Raw genomic sequence first — 19121 nt, 5'->3', positions numbered from 1 at the left:
TCCGTGCACGAGGTCGAGGAGAGCAGATGTCGCACCACGAGCTTCCAGGTCGTCTGGGGTCCGTCCGCCGGGACGGCGAGCTCCCTCGACGCGAGGACCTGCCGCTGGTCTTCGACGAGCTGGACCGCCAGCTCGCGACCCAGGCGTACCTGTGGGCGTTGCCGATCGTGTCGTACGCGCAGTGGAGGAAGGTCCACTACGAGGTGTTCGGGGCGACGGGCTCCGACCTGGTCCACTACGTGACCTACCGCGACCGGCTGGGCCTCATCACGGCGAACGCGACCACGCCGTACATCCTCAACTTCTTCGACCTGTCGCAGACGGGTCCGCTCGTCATCGAGCTCCCCGCCGGCCCCACGGCGGGCGGGGTCTCGGACTTCTGGCAGCGGGAGTTCGGCGTCATGGGAGAGATGGGGCCCACGGGAGACCAGGGCGGCAAGCACCTGGTCCTCCCGCCCGGGCACGACGTCCCGGCCGGGGCCGAGGACCACATCGTCCTGCGCTCGACGGGCGTCAACGTCATGTTCGGCTTCCGCACCCTCGACCCGGACCACGCACGGGCACGAGCCCTGGTCGAGGCCGTGCGGATCTACCCGTTCGCGCTGCGCGAGGACCCGCCCGCGACCCGGGTCGTCTCGCCGGACGGGCGCCCGTGGTCGGGCGACCAGCCCACGGGGCTGGAGTTCTGGGAGCGCCTGCACGACGTCTACCAGAACGAGGTCGTCGACGAGCGCGACCGCTTCTACCTCGCGATGCTCAAGCAGCTCGGGATCGAGAAGGAGCGACCGTTCGAGCCCGACGCCCGCCTCCGCGCGATCCTCGAGGAGGGAGCGGCGGCCGGTGAGCTCATCGCGCAGGCCAACTCGTTCGACAAGCGCTTCGCCGGCTCTCGGTACTGGGAGGACCGCCGGTGGGACCTGACGATCGCGCTCTCGACCTCCGACCAGCGAGCGCCGTTCTACGACGAGCTCCTGGAGCGCGCGTCGTGGTTCTACGAGGCCGTGAGCTTCTCCGCGGCCATGAAGAGCCACACCCCCGGGCTCGGACAGGCGTACCTCAGCGCGTACACGGGCGCCGACGGCGAGTGGCTCGACGGCGCGCGCCACTACACCCTGCACGTGCCCGCGAAGGTCCCCGCCAAGCTGTTCTGGTCCGCGACGATCTACGACGCCGCGACCCGCTGCCTGATCGACAACGAGCAGCAGCGCGGCGACCGTGGCTCGCGGGACGCGGACCTCGTCCCGGACGACGACGGCTCCGTCACCCTGCACTTCGGTCCCACGCCACCGCCGAGCGGCGAGTCGAACTGGGTGCAGACCGTCCCGGGCAAGCACTGGTTCTCCTACTTCCGGTTCTACGGCCCGCTCGAGTCCTACTTCGACCGCAGCTGGAAGCTGGGCGACATCACCCCCGTGTGACCGGCGGCGCTAGGGTGCCCGGATGACCGACGCCCTTGCCGTGACCGTCCGTCCCGCGTCCCGCGACGACCTGCCCGTGGTCGCGGAGATCGCGGCGCACTACGTCCTGCACACGGTCTCGACGTTCCAGACCGAACCGCTCCCCCTCGCGGGGTGGGAGGAGCGGTGGGAGTCGCTGCGGGAGGCGGGCCGCCCGTTCCTGGTCGTCACCGTGCCGGGCGCCCCCGGCCTGCCCGACGACGTCGCCGGGTTCGCGTACGTGGGCTCCTGGCGCGAGCGCCCCGCCTACGCGGCGACGGGCGAGGACACCATCTACCTCGCCCCCGGCCGCGAGGGACGCGGCCTGGGCCGGACGCTCCTGGCCGCCCTCCTGGACGCTGCCGCAGAGGCGGGCGTGCGCGAGCTCGTCGCGGTCGTGAGCGACGCCGACTCCTCCGCGTCCGTGGTGCTGCACGAGAAGCTGGGCTTCCGGCGGGTCGGGCGTCTCGAACGCGTCGGGTTCAAGCACGGCCGCTGGCTCGACACCGTGCTGCTCCAGCGCTCGCTGGGCTGACGCCGCGGGAGAGGCCGCCCGCCCGGGCCACGCGACGCCGTCGGGCCTGGGCCGTTCAGAACGCCGAGACGTCTCCCGGCGCACGCTGCGGCCTGCTCAGGGCGCGCAGCACGGCCGTCTGCCCGTGGCGGCGCACCGACACCGTGGTCAGGACGCCGAGCACGTCCGCCACGACGTCGTCCCCGAACAGCGGGGTCGGCAGGGCCACGCTCGCCGCGAGATCGTCGCTGTGGACCGTGAGCTCGACGAGCCGCGTGAGCAGGTAGTCGTCGGTCGTCAAGGACCAGGACAACCACGAGGGCGAGACGACGGCAGGGGCATCCGGGTCCGCGAGCAGCACGGCGACCCGGTCGAGCGCGGCCCGTCCACGGCCCAGGACCGCGTCCGGACCGTCGTCGGCCAGCGCGTCGCTGCGTTCCCGCACGCCGACGTTGGCCGGGGAGTCGAGGTCGGCCCCGACCCACTCGGCGCGCGCGTAGTGGTCGTGCACGCCGACGACCTCACGTCGCGCCACGGGCGACTCGAGCACGAGGCGCGTGTGGACGACCTGCTGGAGCAGGTGGTGGGCCAGCCCGCCGACGCTCATCCCGGCGCACGCGCTCTCGGCGGACCAGGCGGCGGCGACCTCGGGCCGGGACGCGAGGTCGAGGGCGCTGCGGGCGGTCGCGAGGAAGGAGGTGCGGTCCATGCCGCACAGGGTAGGCCCGCGGCGGGCCCTCCTCCCGCGCCCGTGGCACGATGGACAGATGATCCGACCCCTGCTCGTCGGAGTGCACCCGGGCCAGCACCCGGACATCGTGCAACGCGCCGCCGGTTTCGCGCACGCCCTGGGGACGGCCATCGTGTGCGTGTGGGTGGACGTCGGACCGGTGCCCGACGACGGCCGCGCGGAGCAGCGGCTCAAGGCCGAGCTCGACGGTGCGCTGCACGGCACGGGCGTCGGCTGGACCCTCGTCGTGGCGGGTGACGGCGACGTCGCGCGCCAGCTCGACGAGGCCGCGGTGAGCCACGACGCCGCGATCGTCGTGGTCGGCGCGCACCGTGCGGGCGCCGACGGGTGGCGCAACGAAGCCCTGGGCGGCTCGGTCGCGGGCAGGCTGTCGCACCTGCAGCACCGGCCCGTCGTCGTGCTGCCCGTGCTGCCCGCGCCCTCCGAGGGCGAGCCGGACGAGGACTGACCGCCCGCCCGAGAGAACCGCCCGGCCTCCCGGGACATCCGCCCCTGCCGCCCGGGACACGTCCCGCCCCACGCTCCTCGTGTCAACCACCCACGGCCGCCGCCCGCCCGGGCCCGGCCCCACGACACGCAGGGGTCCACCATGACCGCACGACCGACAACCTCCGTCACGCCCGGGACCGACCTCGCCCACGGGCATCCCGCCCGCGCCTCCCGCGCCTGGGCGTGGACCGGCGTCGCGGCCGGCGTCCTGGGCATCGTCTCGATCCAGGCCTCGATGGCGCTCGGCGCGAACTGGGAGCAGACCGCAGGTGACGCCGACGCGGTCGTCGCCGACCTCGCGGGCAAGACGTCCACGCTCCTCGTCTTCCACACCGCGACCGTCCTGGTCGCGGTCCTCGTCCTGATCTTCGCGGCGGGTCTCAAGCGTCGCCTCGACGTCCAGGCCCCGGCGGGCAGCCTCCTGCCGACGGTCGCCGGCTCGGGCCTGGTCCTGACGTCGGTCGCGGCGCTCATGGGATCGGGGCTCGACACCCAGTTCATGTTCGGGTTCGCCGAGCTCGACAAGATCGTCCCCGAGTCGGGCGCGTTCTACGCCGACTGGACCGCGACGATCCCGTGGCTGTGGGTCGGCGCCGGACTGACCGCGGTCGCGGTCGCGGTGGCCTCGCTGCGGCACGGCGCCGCGCCGCGGTGGATCGGCGTCGTGAGCCTGCTGCTGGGCGGGATCACGCTGCTCGTGGGCGTCTCGCCGCTGCAGTACATGGCGGGCTTCGTGGGTCCGCTGTGGCTCACGGTCGCGGCGCTCGGCTTCGCGCTGGGCGACCGTCGCTGACCCGCCCGACGGCGCAGCCCACCACCGTGGACCTGTCACCACCCCCAGGGCCCGCCTCGGGCCGCGCGACCGGTCCCGCTCCTGTCTCCAGGGGCGGGGCCGGTCGTGACCGTGCCGCACCACGTGGGGGTGGAATCGCTCCCGACCTCTGTCGTCCGGGTGGTCGTGCGCCCTACGGTGGCGCTGTGGGCGCTGTCGCAGGGGACGAGCCACCGGAGTCCTCCGGCGACCCCGTCGCGCCCGGCGGGCTGCCCCGGACCGCCCTCGCCATCGCCGTCGCCTCGTGGTTCCTCGGCGTCTCGGCGCTCGTCCTGCAGCTCACGTCGGGCGTGGACGTGCTGCTCGGCGACCTGCTGTTCGTCGTCGTCGACGCCATGGTGGCGCTCGTGTACGGCTCGGTGGGTGCGATCATCCTGTCGCGGCGACGGCACGTCGTCGGGTGGCTCGTCTCGATCGCGGGCATCGGCGGCGGGCTGGCCGCGCTGGGCGGGGGCTGGCGGAGCTTCGCGAGCACGCACCCCGGCCTGCCACCGCTCGAACCGCTCGCCGCGGCGTACGGGCTCGCGTGGGTGCCGGGGACGGTCGGGCTGTTCGTGCTCGTGCCGTGGTTCGTCCGCGACCGGCCGTTGTCGCCGGGTGCCTGGCTGGGGGTCGCGGGCGGCGCCGGGTCGATCCTGTTCTTCCTGCTCGCCCCGGTCGACGACCCGCGCCCGGCCATCCTCGGCGTCGTCGTCATGGGTCTCGTGACCGCGGCCGCGACGTGGTGGCGCCACCGGCACGGACCGCCCGAGGAACGTCGCGGCCTGGGCCTCCTGGCCCTCGGCACGGCGGTCATGGCCCTGTCGTTCCTCCCGCTGCTCGGGACGTGGAGCTCGCCCGACGTGATCCTCGCGCTGCCCCTGACCCATCTCGCGTGCCAGGCGCTGTTCCCCGCGGCGCTGCTCGTCTCGGTCCTGCGCAACCGGCTGTGGGGGCTCGACCTCGCGCTGAGCCGCGCCACGATCGGCGCCCTCCTGACGCTCGCCCTGGTCGCGGTCTACGTCGCGCTCGTGGTCACGGTGACCGCGCTCGTCGGCAGCCGGCCGCTCGCCCAGGTCCTCGCGGCCGTCGGGGTCGTGCTCGCGGTCCAGCCCGCCCGCACGTGGCTCCAGCGACGCGTGCGCGCCCTGGTCTACGGCGAGACGACCGACCCCGGGCGGGCCGTGCTGCGCATGGGCCGCCAGCTCGGTGTCGCGGCGACGGCCGAGGAGCTGCTGCACGGGCTCGTCGCCTCGACGGGCGAGTCGCTCAAGCTGGAGTCGGTCACGCTCACGAGCGGCGGACCTGCCCCGACCGTCGAGGCGACCTGGGGTCGCCCGACGAGCACGCACGTCACGCACGTGCCGGTCGAGCACGGCGGCCGGGTCCTCGGGGACCTCACCGTCACCCCCCGCGCGGGCGAGCGCCTCGACACCCGGACCCGGGACGCGCTCGCCCAGCTCGCGCCCGTCGTGGCCGCGGGCCTCGCGCTCGCGAGCGGCGCGCGCGACCTCGAACAGGCCAAGGACGCCGTGACCCGGGCGCGCCTGGCCGAACGGCGACTCGTCCGCCGCGAGCTGCACGACGGCGTCGGGCCGTGGTTGAGCGGGCTGCGGCTCGGGCTGCAGGGCGCGCGCAACACCCTCGCGACCGACCCGGCCGCAGCGGCCGCCGTGCTCGAGGCGCTCCAACGCGAGGTCGAGCAGCGGGTCGGGGACGTGCGCACGCTCTCGCGCAGCCTGCTGCCGCCCGCGCTCGACGAGGCCGGGCTCGAGGCCGCGCTGCACGACCTCGCCGACCACCACGACGCGAACGGCTTCGCGGTCGAGCTGCTGTGCGGGCCGTGGGACGACCTCGACACGCGCGTCGCCGCCGCGGCCTACGCGATCGCGAGCGAGGCCGTCATCAACGCGTCCCGGCACAGCGGGGCCGCGGGCTGCCGCATCGAGGTCTCCGCCCACCCGCCGGGCCTGCCCGGGACGCTCGACGGGTGGACGCACCTGGTCGTGACGTGCGACGACGCGGGCTCCGGCGTCGGGCAGGACGCGCGCACCGGCGTCGGGACGCGGTCCATGCGGGAGCGCGCCGAGGAGCTGGGTGGGACGCTGGACATCACCTCGCTCGCACCGGGAACGCGCGTGCGGGCCGTCCTCCCCCGGAAGGTCGTGCTGTGAGCCTCATCCGCGTGGCCCTCGTCGACGACCATCCCGTGTTCCGCATCGGGATGGCGGCGCTGCTCGACTCGCTCGAGGGCGTCCGCGTCGTGGCGCAGGCCGCGAGCGCCGCGGAGGCGCGTGACGTCCTGGGCGCTCCCGACGACCTGGACCTCGTCGTCATGGACCTCGACCTGGGCGACGGGTCGGGCGTCGAGCTCACGCGGGACCTGGTGCGTTCCCGGCCGGACGTGCCGGTCCTCGTCATGACGATGCACGAGGACGACGACTCCGTCGCCGCCTGCCTGCGCGCCGGGGCCCGCGGGTACCTCGTGAAGTCCGCGTCGCCGCACGAGGTCGAGCGGGCCGTGCGGGCCGTGGCGAACGGCGAGCTGATCCTGGCGCCGGGGGTCGCGGCGCGGGCCGTGGCGAACGTGCTCGGCGGCGGGTCGCGGGCTGCGGTGCCGTTCCCGCAGCTCACCGACCGCGAGCGCGAGGTGCTCGCGCTCGTCGCCGCAGGGCTCGACAACACCGCGATCTCGCGGCGGCTGACCCTGAGCACCAAGACGGTCCGCAACTACGTCGCGGGCGTGCTCGCGAAGCTGTCGCTGCGTGACCGGGCCGCGGCGATCGTGGCGGCCCGGGAGGCGGGCCTGGTCCCGGACCGGGCGACGTCGCCCCGCTGAGCCGGCGCCCTCCCCCGCTGAGTGCGTGATTCGGCTGCGACTCGCCGGGCGTGTCGCAGCGCAATCATGCACTCAACGCTCCGAGAAGCCGGCCCGACGGCGGAGCGCACCTTCCGCGTCGAAGGTGAGCCCCGGCGTCAGGCCGGGACCCGTCACGGGTGGACGAGGATCTTCACCGCGGTCTCGTTACGGCGGACCAGGGTGTCGAAGCCCTTGCTCACGAGGTCCTCGAGCGGGATCTTCGCCGTGATGAAGGGCGCGAGGTCGACCTTGCCCTCCTGGACGAGCCGGATCGTCTCGGCGTGGTCGCGCACGTAGGCGATCGTGCCGCGCAGGTCGATCTCCTTGAGGACGAGCTTGTGCATGTCGACCGCCGCGGGCTTGCCCCAGATCGACACGACCACGATCACTCCCGCGGGGCGGACCGCGTCGAAGAGCTGGTCGAGGACCGCGTTGACGCTCGTGCACTCGAAGGCCACGTCGACGCCCTTGCCGCCCGTGATCTCGCGGACGCGGGAGATGAGGTTGTCCTGCGTGGGGTCGACGACGTGGTCGGCGACGCCCGTCTCACGGGCCTTGGTCTTCCGGGCCTCGGAGACCTCGGACATGATGACCGTGACGCCCTGGGCCTTGAGGACCGCTGCCGTGAGCAGCCCGATGGGGCCCGCACCGCCGACGAGCGCGACGTCTCCGGCCTTGGCGCCTGAGCGCACGACCGCGTGGTGCCCGACCGACAGGGGCTCGATGAGCGCGGCCTGGTCGAGCGGGATGTCGCCCACGGGGTGGACCCAGCGTCGGTCGACGACGACCTTCTCCGAGAGGCCGCCACCACCACCGGCCAGGCCGATGAAGCCCATCTTGACGCACAGGTGGTAGTTGCCGGCCTCGCACTGCGCGCACTCGCCGCACACGAAGTAGGGCTCGACGACGACCGACTCGCCGATCGTCAGGTCGTCGACGCCCTCGCCCAGCGCGGTCACGGTCCCGGAGAACTCGTGCCCCATCGTGACGGGCATCTCCTCGTGCGAGAGCGGGTGGGGGTGGCCCGCCGCGGGGATGAAGATGGGGCCTTCGAGGTACTCGTGCAGGTCGGAACCGCAGATCCCGCACCACGCGATGTCGATCGCGACCGCGCCGGGGCGCAGCTCGGGGGCCGGGACCTCCTCGATGCGGATGTCTTGTCGTCCGTGGAAACGTGCAGCCTTCATGTCCTCGCCACGCCTTCTCTCGTTGGTCGCTGGGTTCCTGACAGGCGGCGTCGTTCGGGCCGCCCAGGTGCCCGGGGCACTTGCCACCATAGGCACGTGACCTGCGCGAAAACCCCGCCAAAGGTCCCGAATCGGATGTGACATGGCCCTCGTCAGGGCGTCAGATCGAGGCGGTGCGCGGGCCGGCGACGCACCGTCCGGGCGGCGACGCGCGGAAGCGGCGTACCGCCCGAGCGGCTGGCGTGGGAGGCCGCCGGTACGTTGGGGACCATGACGGACCCGGCGACGCCCGCTCCCCTGCGCGACACCCAGCTCCCCGGCAGCGGCGGCCTGCTGCTCCTCGACTCCGCGTCGCAGTACTTCCGCGCGTTCTTCGGCGTCCCGGACTCGGTCAAGGCCCCGGACGGCACGCCCGTCAACGCGGTGCGCGGCTTCCTCGACACCATCGCGGTGCTCGTGGCCGAGCGCCGGCCCGCGCGCCTCGTGGCCTGCTGGGACGACGACTGGCGGCCCGCGTTCCGCGTCGACGCCATCCCGTCCTACAAGGCCCACCGCGTCGCGACCGAGGTCCCCGGCACCACGGGCATCGAGGAGGTGCCCGAGGCCCTGACCGCACAGGTCCCGATCATCGTCGACGTCCTCGCGGCCCTCGGCGTCGCGCGGGTCGGGTGCCCCGGCTACGAGGCGGACGACGTGATCGGCACGCTCGTCGAGCGCGAGTCGGTCCGGCGGCGCGTCGTGCGCGAGGCGGGCGGGGAGCCCGGGGCGGGCGGCGCCGTCGGGCCCGCGTCACCCGACGGTGGGCCGGTCGAGGTCGTCACGGGCGACCGCGACCTGTTCCAGCTCGTCGACGACGACGTGCCCGTGCGCGTCCTGTACACCGCGCGCGGCCTCAAGAAGCTCGACGTCGTGGACGTCGAGCGCCTGGCCGAGCGCTACGGCGTGTCGTCGGGCCAGGCGTACGCGGACATGGCCGCGCTGCGCGGCGACCCGAGCGACGGCCTGCCGGGCGTCGCGGGCATCGGGGAGAAGACCGCGGCGGGCCTGCTGGCCCGGTACGGCGACCTCGCGGGCATCCTGCGCGCGCGCGACGAGGGCGACAAGGGCCTGAGCCCCACGCAGCGGCGCCGGCTCACCGAGGCCGCGGACTACCTGGCCGTCGCGCCGCTCGTGGTCCAGGTCGCGCGCGACGCGCCCGTCCCCCCGGTGCCCGACGGCGTCCCGTCCGCGCCCGCGGACGCTGCGGCTCTCGACGAGCTCGCCGCGCGGTGGGGGCTGCGGTCGAGCGTGGACCGGGTCCTGGAGGCGTTCGCGTCGGTGCGGTGAGCTCTCCATGGTTGACACCGCTGTCATCGGTGCAGGATCGTACGGTGACGCCGCCCCCGACCGGCCTGGAGCCCTGATGCCCTCTCACGCCCCGCACGTCCTCGTCGTCGGCGAGGCGCTCGTCGACGAGGTCCGACGTGCCGACGGCACGACCGCCGAGCACCCCGGCGGCAGCCCCGCGAACGTCGCGCTGACCCTCGGCCGCCTCGGGCGCGACGTCCGGCTCGCGGCCCACCTCGGCCGCGACGAGCACGGCGACACGATCCGCGACTGGCTCGCCGACTCGGGCGTCGCCCTCACCCCCGGGTCCGACGGCGCAGCCGCCACGAGCGTCGCGCGCGCGGTCCTCGACGGGTCGGGGGCCGCGACGTACGACTTCGCGATCACGTGGGACCTGGCCCCCGGCACCCGGGCGACCGGCTCGACGCTCGCCGTCCACACCGGGTCGATCGCCGCGGTCCTGGAACCCGGTGCGACCGCGGTCCACGACCTCGTCCTCGCCGCGCGCGAGCACGCGACCATCACCTACGACCCGAACGCCCGACCCAGCCTCATGGGCACCCCCGAGGCCGCGCTCACCCGGATCGAACCTCTCGTCTCCGCTGCGGACGTGGTCAAGGTCAGCGACGAGGACGTCGAGTGGCTCTACCCGGGCACCGACCCCGTGGAGGTCGCGCACCGGTGGGCAGGGGTCTCCGGCGCAGATCGCGGACCAGCGGTCGTCGTCGTGACGTTCGGCGGCGAGGGGGCCGTCGCGGTGTGCGCGGCGGGCGAGGTCCGGGTCGCGGCACCGCGGGTCGAGGTCGTGGACACCGTGGGCGCGGGCGATACCTTCATGGGGGCGCTCATCGACGGGCTGTGGGACCGGGATCTCCTGGGCGGCGACCGGCGCGACGCGCTCCGGGCCGTCGACCTCGACGTGCTGGCCGCGGTGCTCGAACGATGCGTCGCGGCCGCCGCGATCACGGTCTCGCGCGCGGGCGCGAACCCGCCGCGACGGGACGAGCTCACGAGCTGAGGTCGTGCCCGCCGACGGTCACCCTCGGCGGGCACACGCGTCACCGTCACGCCGCCCCGATCGCCTCCTCGACCCCCAGCTCGAGCAGCAGCCGCCGCCGGAAGTCCCCGAACCCCGGCACCCCGCGGCGTCGCGGCCGGTCGAACGGCACCTCGAGCTCGACCCCGACCTTCCCGTCCTGGAGCACGGCCACGCGGTCGGCGAGCAGGATCGCCTCGTCGACGTCGTGCGTCACGAGCAGCACCGCGGGCTGGTGCTCGTGGCACAGCTCGGCCACGAGGGCCTGCATCCTGATGCGGGTCAGGGCGTCGAGCGCCGCGAACGGCTCGTCGAGCAGCAGCAGCCGGGGGTTGCGCACGAGCGCCCGGGCGAGCGCGACGCGCTGCGCCTCGCCCCCGGACAGGGTCGTGGGCCACGCGGCCTCGCGCCCGCCGAGGCCGACCTCCACGAGTGCTGCCGAGGCGGCCGCGCGCCGGTCGCGCGTGGAACGCTGCCCGAGGATCACGTTGGACCCGACGCGCTTGGACGCCACGAGCCGCGGCTCCTGGAACACGACGGTCCGCTCGGCGGGGGCCTCGACGGTCCCGGTGTCGTGCTCCTCGAGCCCGGCGAGGATGCGCAGCAGCGTCGTCTTGCCGGAGCCGCTGGCGCCGAGCAGCGCGACGAACTCGCCCGGACGCAGCGTCAGGGAGAAGTCGGAGAGGATGGTCCGGTCGCCGTACGACTTCCCGACGTTCTCGACCCGGACGGTCGGTGAGGCGAGGTCCTGCACGGTCGGTGCGCTCATGGCTTTCTCCCGAGTCGCTTGTAGGGCAGCAGGACGCGTTCGAGGAGCCGCACGACCAGGTCGACCGACAGCCCCCACACCGCGTAGATCAGGACGCACACGACGAGCACGTCCATCTGGAAGTACTGCTGCGCGGAGACCATGAGGAACCCGATGCCGCGCGGCGCGTTGGACATCTCCGCGACGATCAGCGCGAGCAGCGACACCGACAGGGACACCCGCAGGCCGACGAGGACCGACGGGATGGCCTCGGGCAGGATCACGTGCCGTACGAGCCCCAGCCCCCGCAGCCCGAACACCTTGCCCGCCTCGAGGATCTTGCGGTCGACGTTGCGCACGCCGCTGTGGGTGTTGAGGTAGAGCGGGAACAGCGCAGCGGCCGCGATGATGATGATCTTGGGTCGTTCGTCGATCCCGAACCAGAGGATGAGCAGCGGCGCGATCGCGAGGAACGGGATGGTGCGCAGCATCTGGAGCGTGGGGTCGAGGAGCTGGTCGCCCAGGCGGAACAGCCCCGCGACGACGCCGAGCGTGAGCCCCAGCAGCCCGCCGATCGCGAAGCCCACGGCCACGCGCCCGAGCGACACCGACAGGTTCTCCCACAGCACGCCCGTGGAGACGAGCTCGACGAACGCGTCGGCGACCTGCCAGGGGGCGGGGAACTGCTTCTCGTCGATCCACCCTTGCGCCGATCCCAGGAACCAGAGCGCGAGGATCGCGGTGGGCACCGAGGCGCGCAGCAGCACGTCGCGCGGTGAGCGCTTCCGCCTGCCCGACGACGTCGTGCCCCTCCGCGCCCCGGTCGCACACGTGGCGGTGGCCGGCACCGTACCGGCGGCTGTCGCTGCAGCGACCGGGGGCGCCTCCGCGCGGGCGCGCGACGTCGTCGTGCCGGCGGTCACTCGACGCCCCACGTGCTGACGTCGAACGCCTTCGGGGCGGCGCCGGAGCTGACGAGGAAGTCGAGGGTCGACTCCACGGTCGCCAGCCCGTCGGGGTCGATCGCCTGGGTGCCGTACTGCCAGAGCTCGGCCTCCTTGACGACCTCGACGGGTGAGCCCGTGGCGTCGAAGACCCACTGGGCGTACGCGTCGCGGTCGGCCTCGATCTTGGCGACGCCGGCCTCGGTGACCTCCCAGACCGCCGCGGCGAGCTCGGGGTTCGCCTCGTGGGTCTCGCGCGAGGTGAGCGAGACGCTCGTCGCGAGCAGGTCGGGGTCGTCGACGCTCGCCTTGGACAGGACCGGGAAGTCGTTCTGCAGGCGCCAGATCCCGGCCGTGGTCGCGGGGACGGGCACGGCGTCGATGTCGCCGCGCTGGAGCGCGGGCAGGGCGTCGGCGAACAGGAGGTTGACGAGCTCGACGTCGCCCAGGACCCCCGCGCGCTCGAGGACCGCGCGGCCGTACTTGTCGAAGTTGGAGCCGAACTGGAGCCCGACCTTCTTGCCCGCGAGCTGGTCGATGGTCGTCACGCCACCGGTCTTGGTGAGGAACCAGATGTCGGAGGACGGCTTGGCGATGACGAGCGCGGGGACGTCGAGGCCGCTCGCCTTGGCCTGCGTGGCCGGGGTGTCGCCGATGAAACCGACCTGGATGTCGCCCGTCTGGAGGGCCTGGACCACGGGCGGCCCGTTGTTGAACCCGACGAAGCCCTCGTACTCGAAGCCGTGCTCGGCGAGGATCGCGTCGGCGATCCCGGTCTCGACCGCGTACCCGAACGGCCCGGTCGCCACGGGCGTCTTGCCCGCGACGCCGTTCCAGGGGCCGCCCGTGGTCAGGGGCGTGAGCTCGGCGGCCGCGTCCGACCCGTCGCCCGACGGCGTCGCGGCCTCCGACGTGGAGCACGCCGCGAGCGCGGTGACGAGGACGAGCGACGCCAGGGCGGCGAAGGTGCGGTTCCGGCTCATGAGGGGGCTCCTTGGAGGGTGGTCGGGATGCTGTCGTGGTGCGGGGTCTCGTGGGGAACGGGACCGGAGGGTGCGGCCGGGGCGAGCACGTCCGCGCGGTGGTAGTCGACGTCGGACGCGAGGACCGCGCCCGGCTCCCCTGCGCGGGCGTCGCCGGTGGCGCGCGTGTCCCCGGGGTCGCCCTGGCCTCGCGGAGCCCGCCGCCACCCGACCCGGTCCCGGTACAGGCCCAGGAGGTCGCGGTCGAGCAGGTCGGCCTCGTCGAGGAACGGCGAGCCTGCGGGTTCGGGCGTGCGCGACGGGGACACGAAGATCGCGTCCTCGGGGCAGTACGCCTCGCACTGGAAGCAGGTCTGGCAGTCGGAGTGCCGTGCGATGGTCGGCACGCCGCCGTCGGCGGCGGGCTCGAAGACGTTGGTCGGGCAGATCCGCACGCAGATGTCGCACGACGTGCAGCGCGCGGCGTTCAGGATCTCGATCATGACGCCTCCTCGGTCCGGGTCGGTGGGGTGGGAGCGGCGTACGGCGCCCCGGCGTCGCCGGTCACGGGCGGCTCCGGGTCCGGCAGCACCCACAGGTCGCGCAGCCCGCCCGTGAGCAGGCGGCGGGTCTGCTGGGGGTCGGTGTCGGGGAAGTCGGTGCGGGTGTGCATGCCACGGGTCTCGGTGCGGTGGAGCGCGGTCCGGTCGGCCCAGCGGGCCATCGCGAGCATGCCCGCGGTCTCGCGCGTGCGGATCGCGTCGGCGCCGCGCACGTCCGACGGCACGAGCTCGGTCCCCGCGCGGTCCCACAGCTCGTCGAGCGTGTCGAGGGAACGCACGAGGCCGTGGTGGTGGCGGAAGGCCGACTTGTCGATGGGCAGCATCTCGTCACGGACCGCGGCGGTGATCTCGCGCCACGCCCCCTCCCTGGCCGGGGCCGAACGCAGGCGGTGCGCGCCGCCGTCGGGCCGGAGACCGAGCGTGCCCGTGGGGTCGAGGCGCTGCCCGCGGGACGACGGGTCGCGGTCCGCGGCCAAGGCGGACGCCGCCCGGCCCGACCACGTGCCGGACGCCACGGCCCACGCCAGGTTCGGGCCGCCCGCGCCGGTCGCCGCGCCGACCACGCGGTCTCGCGCCGCGACGTCGCCCGCCGCGTACAGCCCGGGGACGCCGGTCCACGCGTCACGGTCGAGCACGTGGACGCCGCCGGTACCGCGGACCGTGCCCTCCTGCACCCAGTCCATGGGGAAGCGCTCGGTGAACGGGTCGACGCCCAGCTTGTCCGTGACCATGAAGAAGTTCGGCATGGCGGCGCGCAGGGTCGGTCGGACCTCGGGCGGAAACTGGGTGAACTGAGCCGTGATCGTGCCGCGCAGCGACGCGCCGAGCAGCTCGGCGCGACTCTTGTGCAGGTTCTCGTAGGCGATGGGGACGCCCTCGTGGTCCCAGTAGGAGGCCGTGACGAAGAAGCCGTTCTTGTCCATCGAGGTGCCGAACGGGACCATGCCGTAGAAGTTGGAGAACTCCATGCTCGACAGGTGCGCGCCCACCTCGGCGGCCATCAGGTGGCCCTCGCCCGTGTTGACGTCGCCGCCCAGGGAGTGCGACTTCCAGGTGGTCCCGCCCGTCGCGAGAACGACGGCGCCGCTCGCCACCCGCCACGCGCGCCCGGTCTGGCGCTGGTAGCCCTGGGCGCCCGAGACGACACCCGCGCCGTCGACCAGGAGCTCGAGCGCGGGGCTGTGGTCGAGGACCGTGACGCCGTTCTTCTTGACCTTGCCGCGCAGGAAGCGCAGGTAGTCCGGGGACGAGCCGGAGAACGACCGCTCGCCGGGGCGGCGCGCGAAGGGGTTCACGACCGGGGCGGGGCCGCCGGCTCCGCTGCGGGCGCCGGTGCCTGCGGGACGCGAGCGGCGCGTGCGCTCGTACCCCCAGCCCTCGATGAGCGCGGTGCGGTACCAGGCCTCGTCGAGGACGTCGTTGGTCCAGTCACGGTCGGTGAGGTACCCGCCCTGCTCCTCGCGCGGCGTGATCTCCTCGTCGCGGCGCTCGGCGTCCGGCGGGACGAGCCAGTGCCCGACGCCTGCCGTCGCCGCGACACCGCTCGTGCCGCAGTAGCCCTTGTCGACCAGGACGACGCTCGCGCCCTGCTCGGTCGCGGCGATCGCGGACCAGGTCGCGGCCGGGCCGCCGCCGATCACGAGGACGTCGGCGTGCAGGAGCAGGTGCTCCGCGGAGTCCTCGACGAGGGCAGCTCGGGGGGCACGCTGCGAGGTGCGTCGGTGTGCTCCGGGACCCGCCGAGGCGCGGGAGACCGAAGGAGAGCGGGGGGAAGCAGAGGGCACAACCATGAGGGGTCGCTTTCCGGGGGGCCGCGACCTGGTCGCGGGTGCACAGGGACGCCGGTGGGGTCGGCGCGGGGGAGGCTGTCTCGTCGGGTCAGACGGGTCGACAGCAACAGCCCGGCGCGATGGCGCGGAGCGCGCGGTGCGTCGGCTCGGTGTGCATGAGAGCGACGCTAGTTGAACTAGACCGAAACGGTCCAGATTGAGTTGACGGATGAGACAAGGTTTCGCAGTGTTAACGCGTGCACCGGACCGTCACCCTCGACGGGCACGGTCGTCACCCTCGCGGGCTCTCTCCCCCGCCCCGCAGCTCCACCTCGTCGCCGAACGGGCGGGTCACCCAGGCCTCCGAGTCCCCGACGAGGTGAGCGACGTCGTCGGGCAGCGTGCCCGACGCGAGGTCCGCGACCGTCACGTTCTCCAGGACCGAGCGCATCGCGACCCGCAGCGCGACCCACGTCTGCTGGAGGGCCGCCGCGGACTCCGCGTACGACGTGTCCTCGGGCTGGACGCCCGCGATGCTCGCGAGCGGGCCGTCGATCGCACGGATGACGTCCGCGACCGCGATCCGCGCGGGTGCCGCCGCCAGGCGGAACCCGCCCTCGGCGCCCCGGCGGCTCTCGACCAGGCCCGACCTGCGCAGCTGGTTGAGGATGCCCAAGAGGAACGACCCCGGGATGCGCTGCGCCTTGCCGACGCGCTCCGCGGTCACGAACCCCTCGTCGTAGGCGACGGCGAGCTCCACGCACGCGCGGACGGCGTAGTCGATCTTGGCGGTGATGCGCATGGGCCCAGTATGCCGACGGCATGTTTCCGATCGTGCAGGAATACCGGGTGAAGCACCCCGGCCACCGGTGCGGTGCGGGTTGGGCTCGGGCGCCCGACGTGTGCGAAGGTGCAGCGGTGACTTCGTACCGGGTGAGCCTCGTCGTCGGGATGCTGCGCCCTGGCGCGTCCCCGGAAGCCGTGCTGCCCGCGGCCGCCGCCGCGGCGCGCGAGGTGACCGAGGTCGAGTCCTACGACCTGGGGATCGTGAGCGGCGAGGCCCGCGTCACGGTGCGCTTCCTCGCCGAGGACGACGACCAGGCCGCCGAGATCGCCCGCGCGGTCCGGGCTGCGGCCGGCGCCCTCGTCGAGGTGAGCGGTGCGGTCTTCACACGCCGCTACGGCCCGAAGTGGCACCCGGTCGCTGGCGGCATCCACCGCTGACCTGCGCGTCCGCCGCGATCCGAGGCCGCCGCGGGTCTGGCGTTCTCACGGGCCGGACGGCGATCGTGTCCCGCCCGGGCTCGGACGCGCACCGCGCCCGGAGACCGTAGGTTGGACACATGCTTGCCGCCTACGTGACGCACTTCGACCAGCAGGACCCGCTCGCAGGCCTGACCGTGGGAGACCTGCCCGCCCCGGAGCCCCGGGAGAACTGGTCGGTGGTGGACGTCCGGGCCGCGAGCCTGAACCACCACGACCTGTGGTCGCTGCGCGGGGTCGGTCTGCGCGCCGAGCAGCTCCCGATGATCCTCGGCACCGACGCCGCGGGCATCGCGCCCGACGGGACCGAGGTCGTCGTCCACGGCGTGATCGGCGCCGACGGGCACGGGGTAGGGCCCGCGGAGTCGCGCACGCTCCTGTCCGAGAAGTACGCGGGGACGCTCGCCGAGCAGGTCGCCGTGCCCACGAAGAACCTGATCCCCAAGCCGCCGGAGCTCACGTTCGTCGAGGCGGCGTGCCTCCCGACGGCGTGGCTCACCGCGTACCGCATGCTCTTCAGCGTGGCGGGGCTCGCCCCGGGCGACCGCGTGCTCGTCCAGGGTGCGGGGGGTGGCGTCGCGAGCGCCGCGACCCGCCTCGCGAGCGCGGCGGGCATCGAGGTGTTCGTGACGTCGCGGTCCTCGGCCAAGCGAGCCCGCGCTCTGCAGAACGGCGCGTCTGCGGTCTTCGAACCCGGGGCCCGGCTCCCCGCACGGGTGGATGCCGTGATCGAGACCGTCGGCCAGGCCACGTGGTCGCACTCGATGCGTTCGGTCCGGCCGGGCGGGACGGTCGTCGTCGCCGGGGCCACTTCCGGGGACGCGAGCCCCGCCGAGCTCTCGCGCATCTTCTTCCAGGAGATCACCGTCCGGGGCGTGACGATGGGTTCACGCGAAGACCTCGCGGCCCTGCTGCGGTTCCTCGCCCGCACCGACGTCCGCCCGACGATCGACGAGGTACTCCCGCTCGCCCAGGCCGCGGCCGGCCTGGCACGGCTCGACGCCGGGGAGCACTACGGGAAGATCGTGCTCACGACATGACCGACGGTGTGGGTGCGGACGGGGGCCCGCCCCGGGGCGGCGACCGGGAGTTCCAGACGACCGGAGGCTCCCAGGACACCGAGGGCGCGGAGAGCTCCGGCGGCGCTGCTCCCGACGCGAGGCCTGTCGGATCAGAGCGGGGCGCCTCGCCACGTGGCACCGAGCCGCGGGCTGCCGGCTCGGCGGGTTCGCACGAGTGGACCGGTTCGCCACGCATCGCAGGTTCCCGACGTCGCCCACGGGCCGCCGCGCCCCGGACGCTCACCCTGGCGTCGCTGCGGGCGCCGCTCGCCGAGGCAGCGGCGCTCGTCCCGACGGGGCCTCGAGGCCCGGTTCCTCGGCCCCGTGTCAGACCACAGCGCGGCCGGTGGGAGGAGGACGTCCTCGGACCGGACTACCGTCGTCTGACCCTCCACCTCACGCCCGACGACGAGGGGGAGGTCGTCGCGACCCTCGTCCGCTACGACCCTCCGACCGAGGAGGCCGTCCGCCCCGCACGCGCCGTGCTGTACGTCCACGGGTGGAGCGACTACTTCTTCCAGACCGAGCTCGCCGAGTACTGGCACGCCCAGGGCGCGGCGTTCTACGCGGTAGACCTGCGCAAGTACGGCCGCAGCCTCCGGCCGCACCAGACCCCGGGGTACATCGAGCACCTCCACGAGTACGACGAGGATCTCGAGACCGCGCTCGCACTGATCCACACCGAGCTCGGCGCGCACGCCTCGATCATGCTGGTCGGCCACTCGACAGGGGGGCTCACCGGTGTCTTGTGGGCGAACCGGAACCCGGGTCGGCTGCACGGGCTGGTCCTGAACAGCCCGTGGCTGGAGCTGCAGGGTTCGTCCACGGTGAGAACGGTGTCCTCGCCGGCGATCCGCCAGCTCGCCCGGTTCCAGCCCAAGGCTCCACTGCCGAACATCGACGCCGGGTACTACGCGCGGACGCTGCGCGACCTCGAGAGCGGCGGCTGGGAGTTCAACCCCGAGTGGCGCCCCGTGCCGTCCTTCCCTGTCCGCGCCGGCTGGCTCCGGGGAATCATCGAGGGTCACGCGACCGTCGCTGCCGGCTTGTCCGTCACGTGTCCCATCATCGTCCTGACGTCCGACCGGACCATCATCAGCCCGCGCTGGAGCGAGGACATGCGGCAGGCGGACATCGTGCTCGACGTCGAGCTGCTGGCCCGGCGAGCCACGAACCTCGGGCCCGTGGTGACGATCGCCCGGATTCCAGGCGGGATCCACGACCTCACGCTGTCGGGACCGGGGCCGCGGAGACGTTTCTACCGCGAGATCACGAGGTGGCTCGCGGGATACGGGTGGAGCTGACACCGGTCGACAGGTGGTGTGTCCGGGTATGCCAAAGGCCCACCCCGTGAGGGGTGGGCCTTTGGTGAATGGTTGTCCGGCGGCGACCTACTCTCCC

General features: G+C 73.8%; 19 protein-coding genes. 11 read left to right on the top strand and 8 right to left on the bottom strand.

Annotation, left to right across the window (positions count from 1 at the left end; genetic code table 11):
• Window positions 1-26 precede the first annotated feature (26 nt).
• A complete protein-coding gene (locus H9640_RS07330; RefSeq protein WP_191790074.1) occupies window positions 27-1418 on the top strand; it encodes a DUF1254 domain-containing protein in 1392 nt (463 codons plus the stop codon).
• A 22-nt stretch (window positions 1419-1440) separates the two neighbouring features.
• Complete coding sequence (locus H9640_RS07325; RefSeq protein ID WP_191790073.1) at window positions 1441-1971, top strand: GNAT family N-acetyltransferase; 531 nt, start codon at window positions 1441-1443, stop codon at window positions 1969-1971.
• Window positions 1972-2026: 55 nt separating this feature from the next.
• Here H9640_RS07325 and H9640_RS07320 read toward each other — a convergent pair whose 3' ends face one another.
• Window positions 2027-2659 (bottom strand): maleylpyruvate isomerase N-terminal domain-containing protein, encoded by a 633-nt coding sequence (locus tag H9640_RS07320; RefSeq protein WP_191790072.1) that lies wholly within the window; start codon window positions 2657-2659, stop codon window positions 2027-2029.
• Window positions 2660-2717: 58 nt separating this feature from the next.
• Here H9640_RS07320 and H9640_RS07315 point away from each other — a divergent pair, with 58 nt between their 5' ends.
• From H9640_RS07315 to H9640_RS19610, 4 genes are all read left to right on the top strand, one after another.
• The gene (locus H9640_RS07315) at window positions 2718-3149 is read left to right on the top strand and encodes a universal stress protein (RefSeq protein WP_191790071.1); all 432 of its coding nucleotides are present in this window, start codon (window positions 2718-2720) and stop codon (window positions 3147-3149) included.
• Between the two features lie 141 nt (window positions 3150-3290).
• Window positions 3291-3983, top strand: a complete 693-nt coding sequence (locus H9640_RS07310; RefSeq protein WP_191790070.1) for a hypothetical protein — start codon at window positions 3291-3293, stop codon at window positions 3981-3983.
• A gap of 185 nt (window positions 3984-4168) precedes the next feature.
• Window positions 4169-6175, top strand: coding sequence for a sensor histidine kinase (locus H9640_RS19615; protein ID WP_318243693.1), 2007 nt, complete (start codon window positions 4169-4171; stop codon window positions 6173-6175).
• Window positions 6172-6840: a response regulator transcription factor gene (locus H9640_RS19610; RefSeq protein ID WP_318243692.1), complete on the top strand. Its 669-nt coding sequence runs from the start codon at window positions 6172-6174 to the stop codon at window positions 6838-6840. Before H9640_RS19615 ends, H9640_RS19610 begins: the two co-directional genes overlap by 4 nt.
• 152 nt (window positions 6841-6992) lie before the next feature.
• On the opposite strand, the gene H9640_RS07295 is transcribed toward H9640_RS19610, so the two are convergent.
• Window positions 6993-8048, bottom strand: coding sequence for a 2,3-butanediol dehydrogenase (locus H9640_RS07295; protein ID WP_191790069.1), 1056 nt, complete (start codon window positions 8046-8048; stop codon window positions 6993-6995).
• A gap of 270 nt (window positions 8049-8318) precedes the next feature.
• Here H9640_RS07295 and H9640_RS07290 point away from each other — a divergent pair, with 270 nt between their 5' ends.
• Window positions 8319-9374 (top strand): 5'-3' exonuclease, encoded by a 1056-nt coding sequence (locus tag H9640_RS07290; RefSeq protein WP_191790068.1) that lies wholly within the window; start codon window positions 8319-8321, stop codon window positions 9372-9374.
• Between the two features lie 76 nt (window positions 9375-9450).
• The gene (locus H9640_RS07285) at window positions 9451-10392 is read left to right on the top strand and encodes a carbohydrate kinase family protein (protein WP_191790067.1); all 942 of its coding nucleotides are present in this window, start codon (window positions 9451-9453) and stop codon (window positions 10390-10392) included.
• Between the two features lie 46 nt (window positions 10393-10438).
• Here H9640_RS07285 and H9640_RS07280 read toward each other — a convergent pair whose 3' ends face one another.
• From H9640_RS07280 to H9640_RS07255, 6 genes are all read right to left on the bottom strand, one after another.
• Complete coding sequence (locus tag H9640_RS07280; protein WP_191790066.1) at window positions 10439-11179, bottom strand: ABC transporter ATP-binding protein; 741 nt, start codon at window positions 11177-11179, stop codon at window positions 10439-10441.
• Window positions 11176-11925 carry an ABC transporter permease gene (locus tag H9640_RS07275; protein ID WP_318243691.1) on the bottom strand — a complete coding sequence of 250 codons (750 nt, stop codon included), beginning with the start codon at window positions 11923-11925 and terminating at the stop codon, window positions 11176-11178. The genes H9640_RS07280 and H9640_RS07275 overlap by 4 nt, the downstream gene beginning before the upstream one ends.
• Window positions 11926-12077: 152 nt before the next feature.
• Window positions 12078-13085: an ABC transporter substrate-binding protein gene (locus H9640_RS07270; protein ID WP_191790064.1), complete on the bottom strand. Its 1008-nt coding sequence runs from the start codon at window positions 13083-13085 to the stop codon at window positions 12078-12080.
• A complete protein-coding gene (locus H9640_RS07265) occupies window positions 13082-13567 on the bottom strand; it encodes a 4Fe-4S dicluster domain-containing protein (RefSeq protein WP_191790063.1) in 486 nt (161 codons plus the stop codon). Before H9640_RS07265 ends, H9640_RS07270 begins: the two co-directional genes overlap by 4 nt.
• Window positions 13564-15417: an FAD-dependent oxidoreductase gene (locus H9640_RS07260; protein ID WP_191790062.1), complete on the bottom strand. Its 1854-nt coding sequence runs from the start codon at window positions 15415-15417 to the stop codon at window positions 13564-13566. Before H9640_RS07260 ends, H9640_RS07265 begins: the two co-directional genes overlap by 4 nt.
• Before the next feature lie 271 nt (window positions 15418-15688).
• Window positions 15689-16198 carry an RrF2 family transcriptional regulator gene (locus H9640_RS07255; protein ID WP_191790061.1) on the bottom strand — a complete coding sequence of 170 codons (510 nt, stop codon included), beginning with the start codon at window positions 16196-16198 and terminating at the stop codon, window positions 15689-15691.
• 116 nt (window positions 16199-16314) lie between these two features.
• On the opposite strand from H9640_RS07255, the gene H9640_RS07250 reads away from it, so the two are divergent.
• The 3 genes from H9640_RS07250 (at window position 16315) to H9640_RS07240 (ending at window position 19024) form a co-directional block, all read left to right on the top strand.
• Window positions 16315-16620, top strand: a complete 306-nt coding sequence (locus H9640_RS07250) for a hypothetical protein (RefSeq protein ID WP_191790060.1) — start codon at window positions 16315-16317, stop codon at window positions 16618-16620.
• Window positions 16621-16739: 119 nt separating this feature from the next.
• Window positions 16740-17699: a zinc-binding dehydrogenase gene (locus H9640_RS07245; protein ID WP_191790059.1), complete on the top strand. Its 960-nt coding sequence runs from the start codon at window positions 16740-16742 to the stop codon at window positions 17697-17699.
• Entirely contained in the window at window positions 17696-19024 is a 1329-nt protein-coding gene (locus H9640_RS07240; protein ID WP_318243690.1) for an alpha/beta fold hydrolase, read from the top strand. The genes H9640_RS07245 and H9640_RS07240 overlap by 4 nt, the downstream gene beginning before the upstream one ends.
• Window positions 19025-19121 lie beyond the last annotated feature (97 nt).

Source organism: Oerskovia gallyi, assembly GCF_014836745.1.
Classification (GTDB): Bacteria; Actinomycetota; Actinomycetes; order Actinomycetales; family Cellulomonadaceae; genus Oerskovia; species Oerskovia paurometabola.
This window is presented reverse-complemented; position numbering and strand designations above follow the sequence as displayed.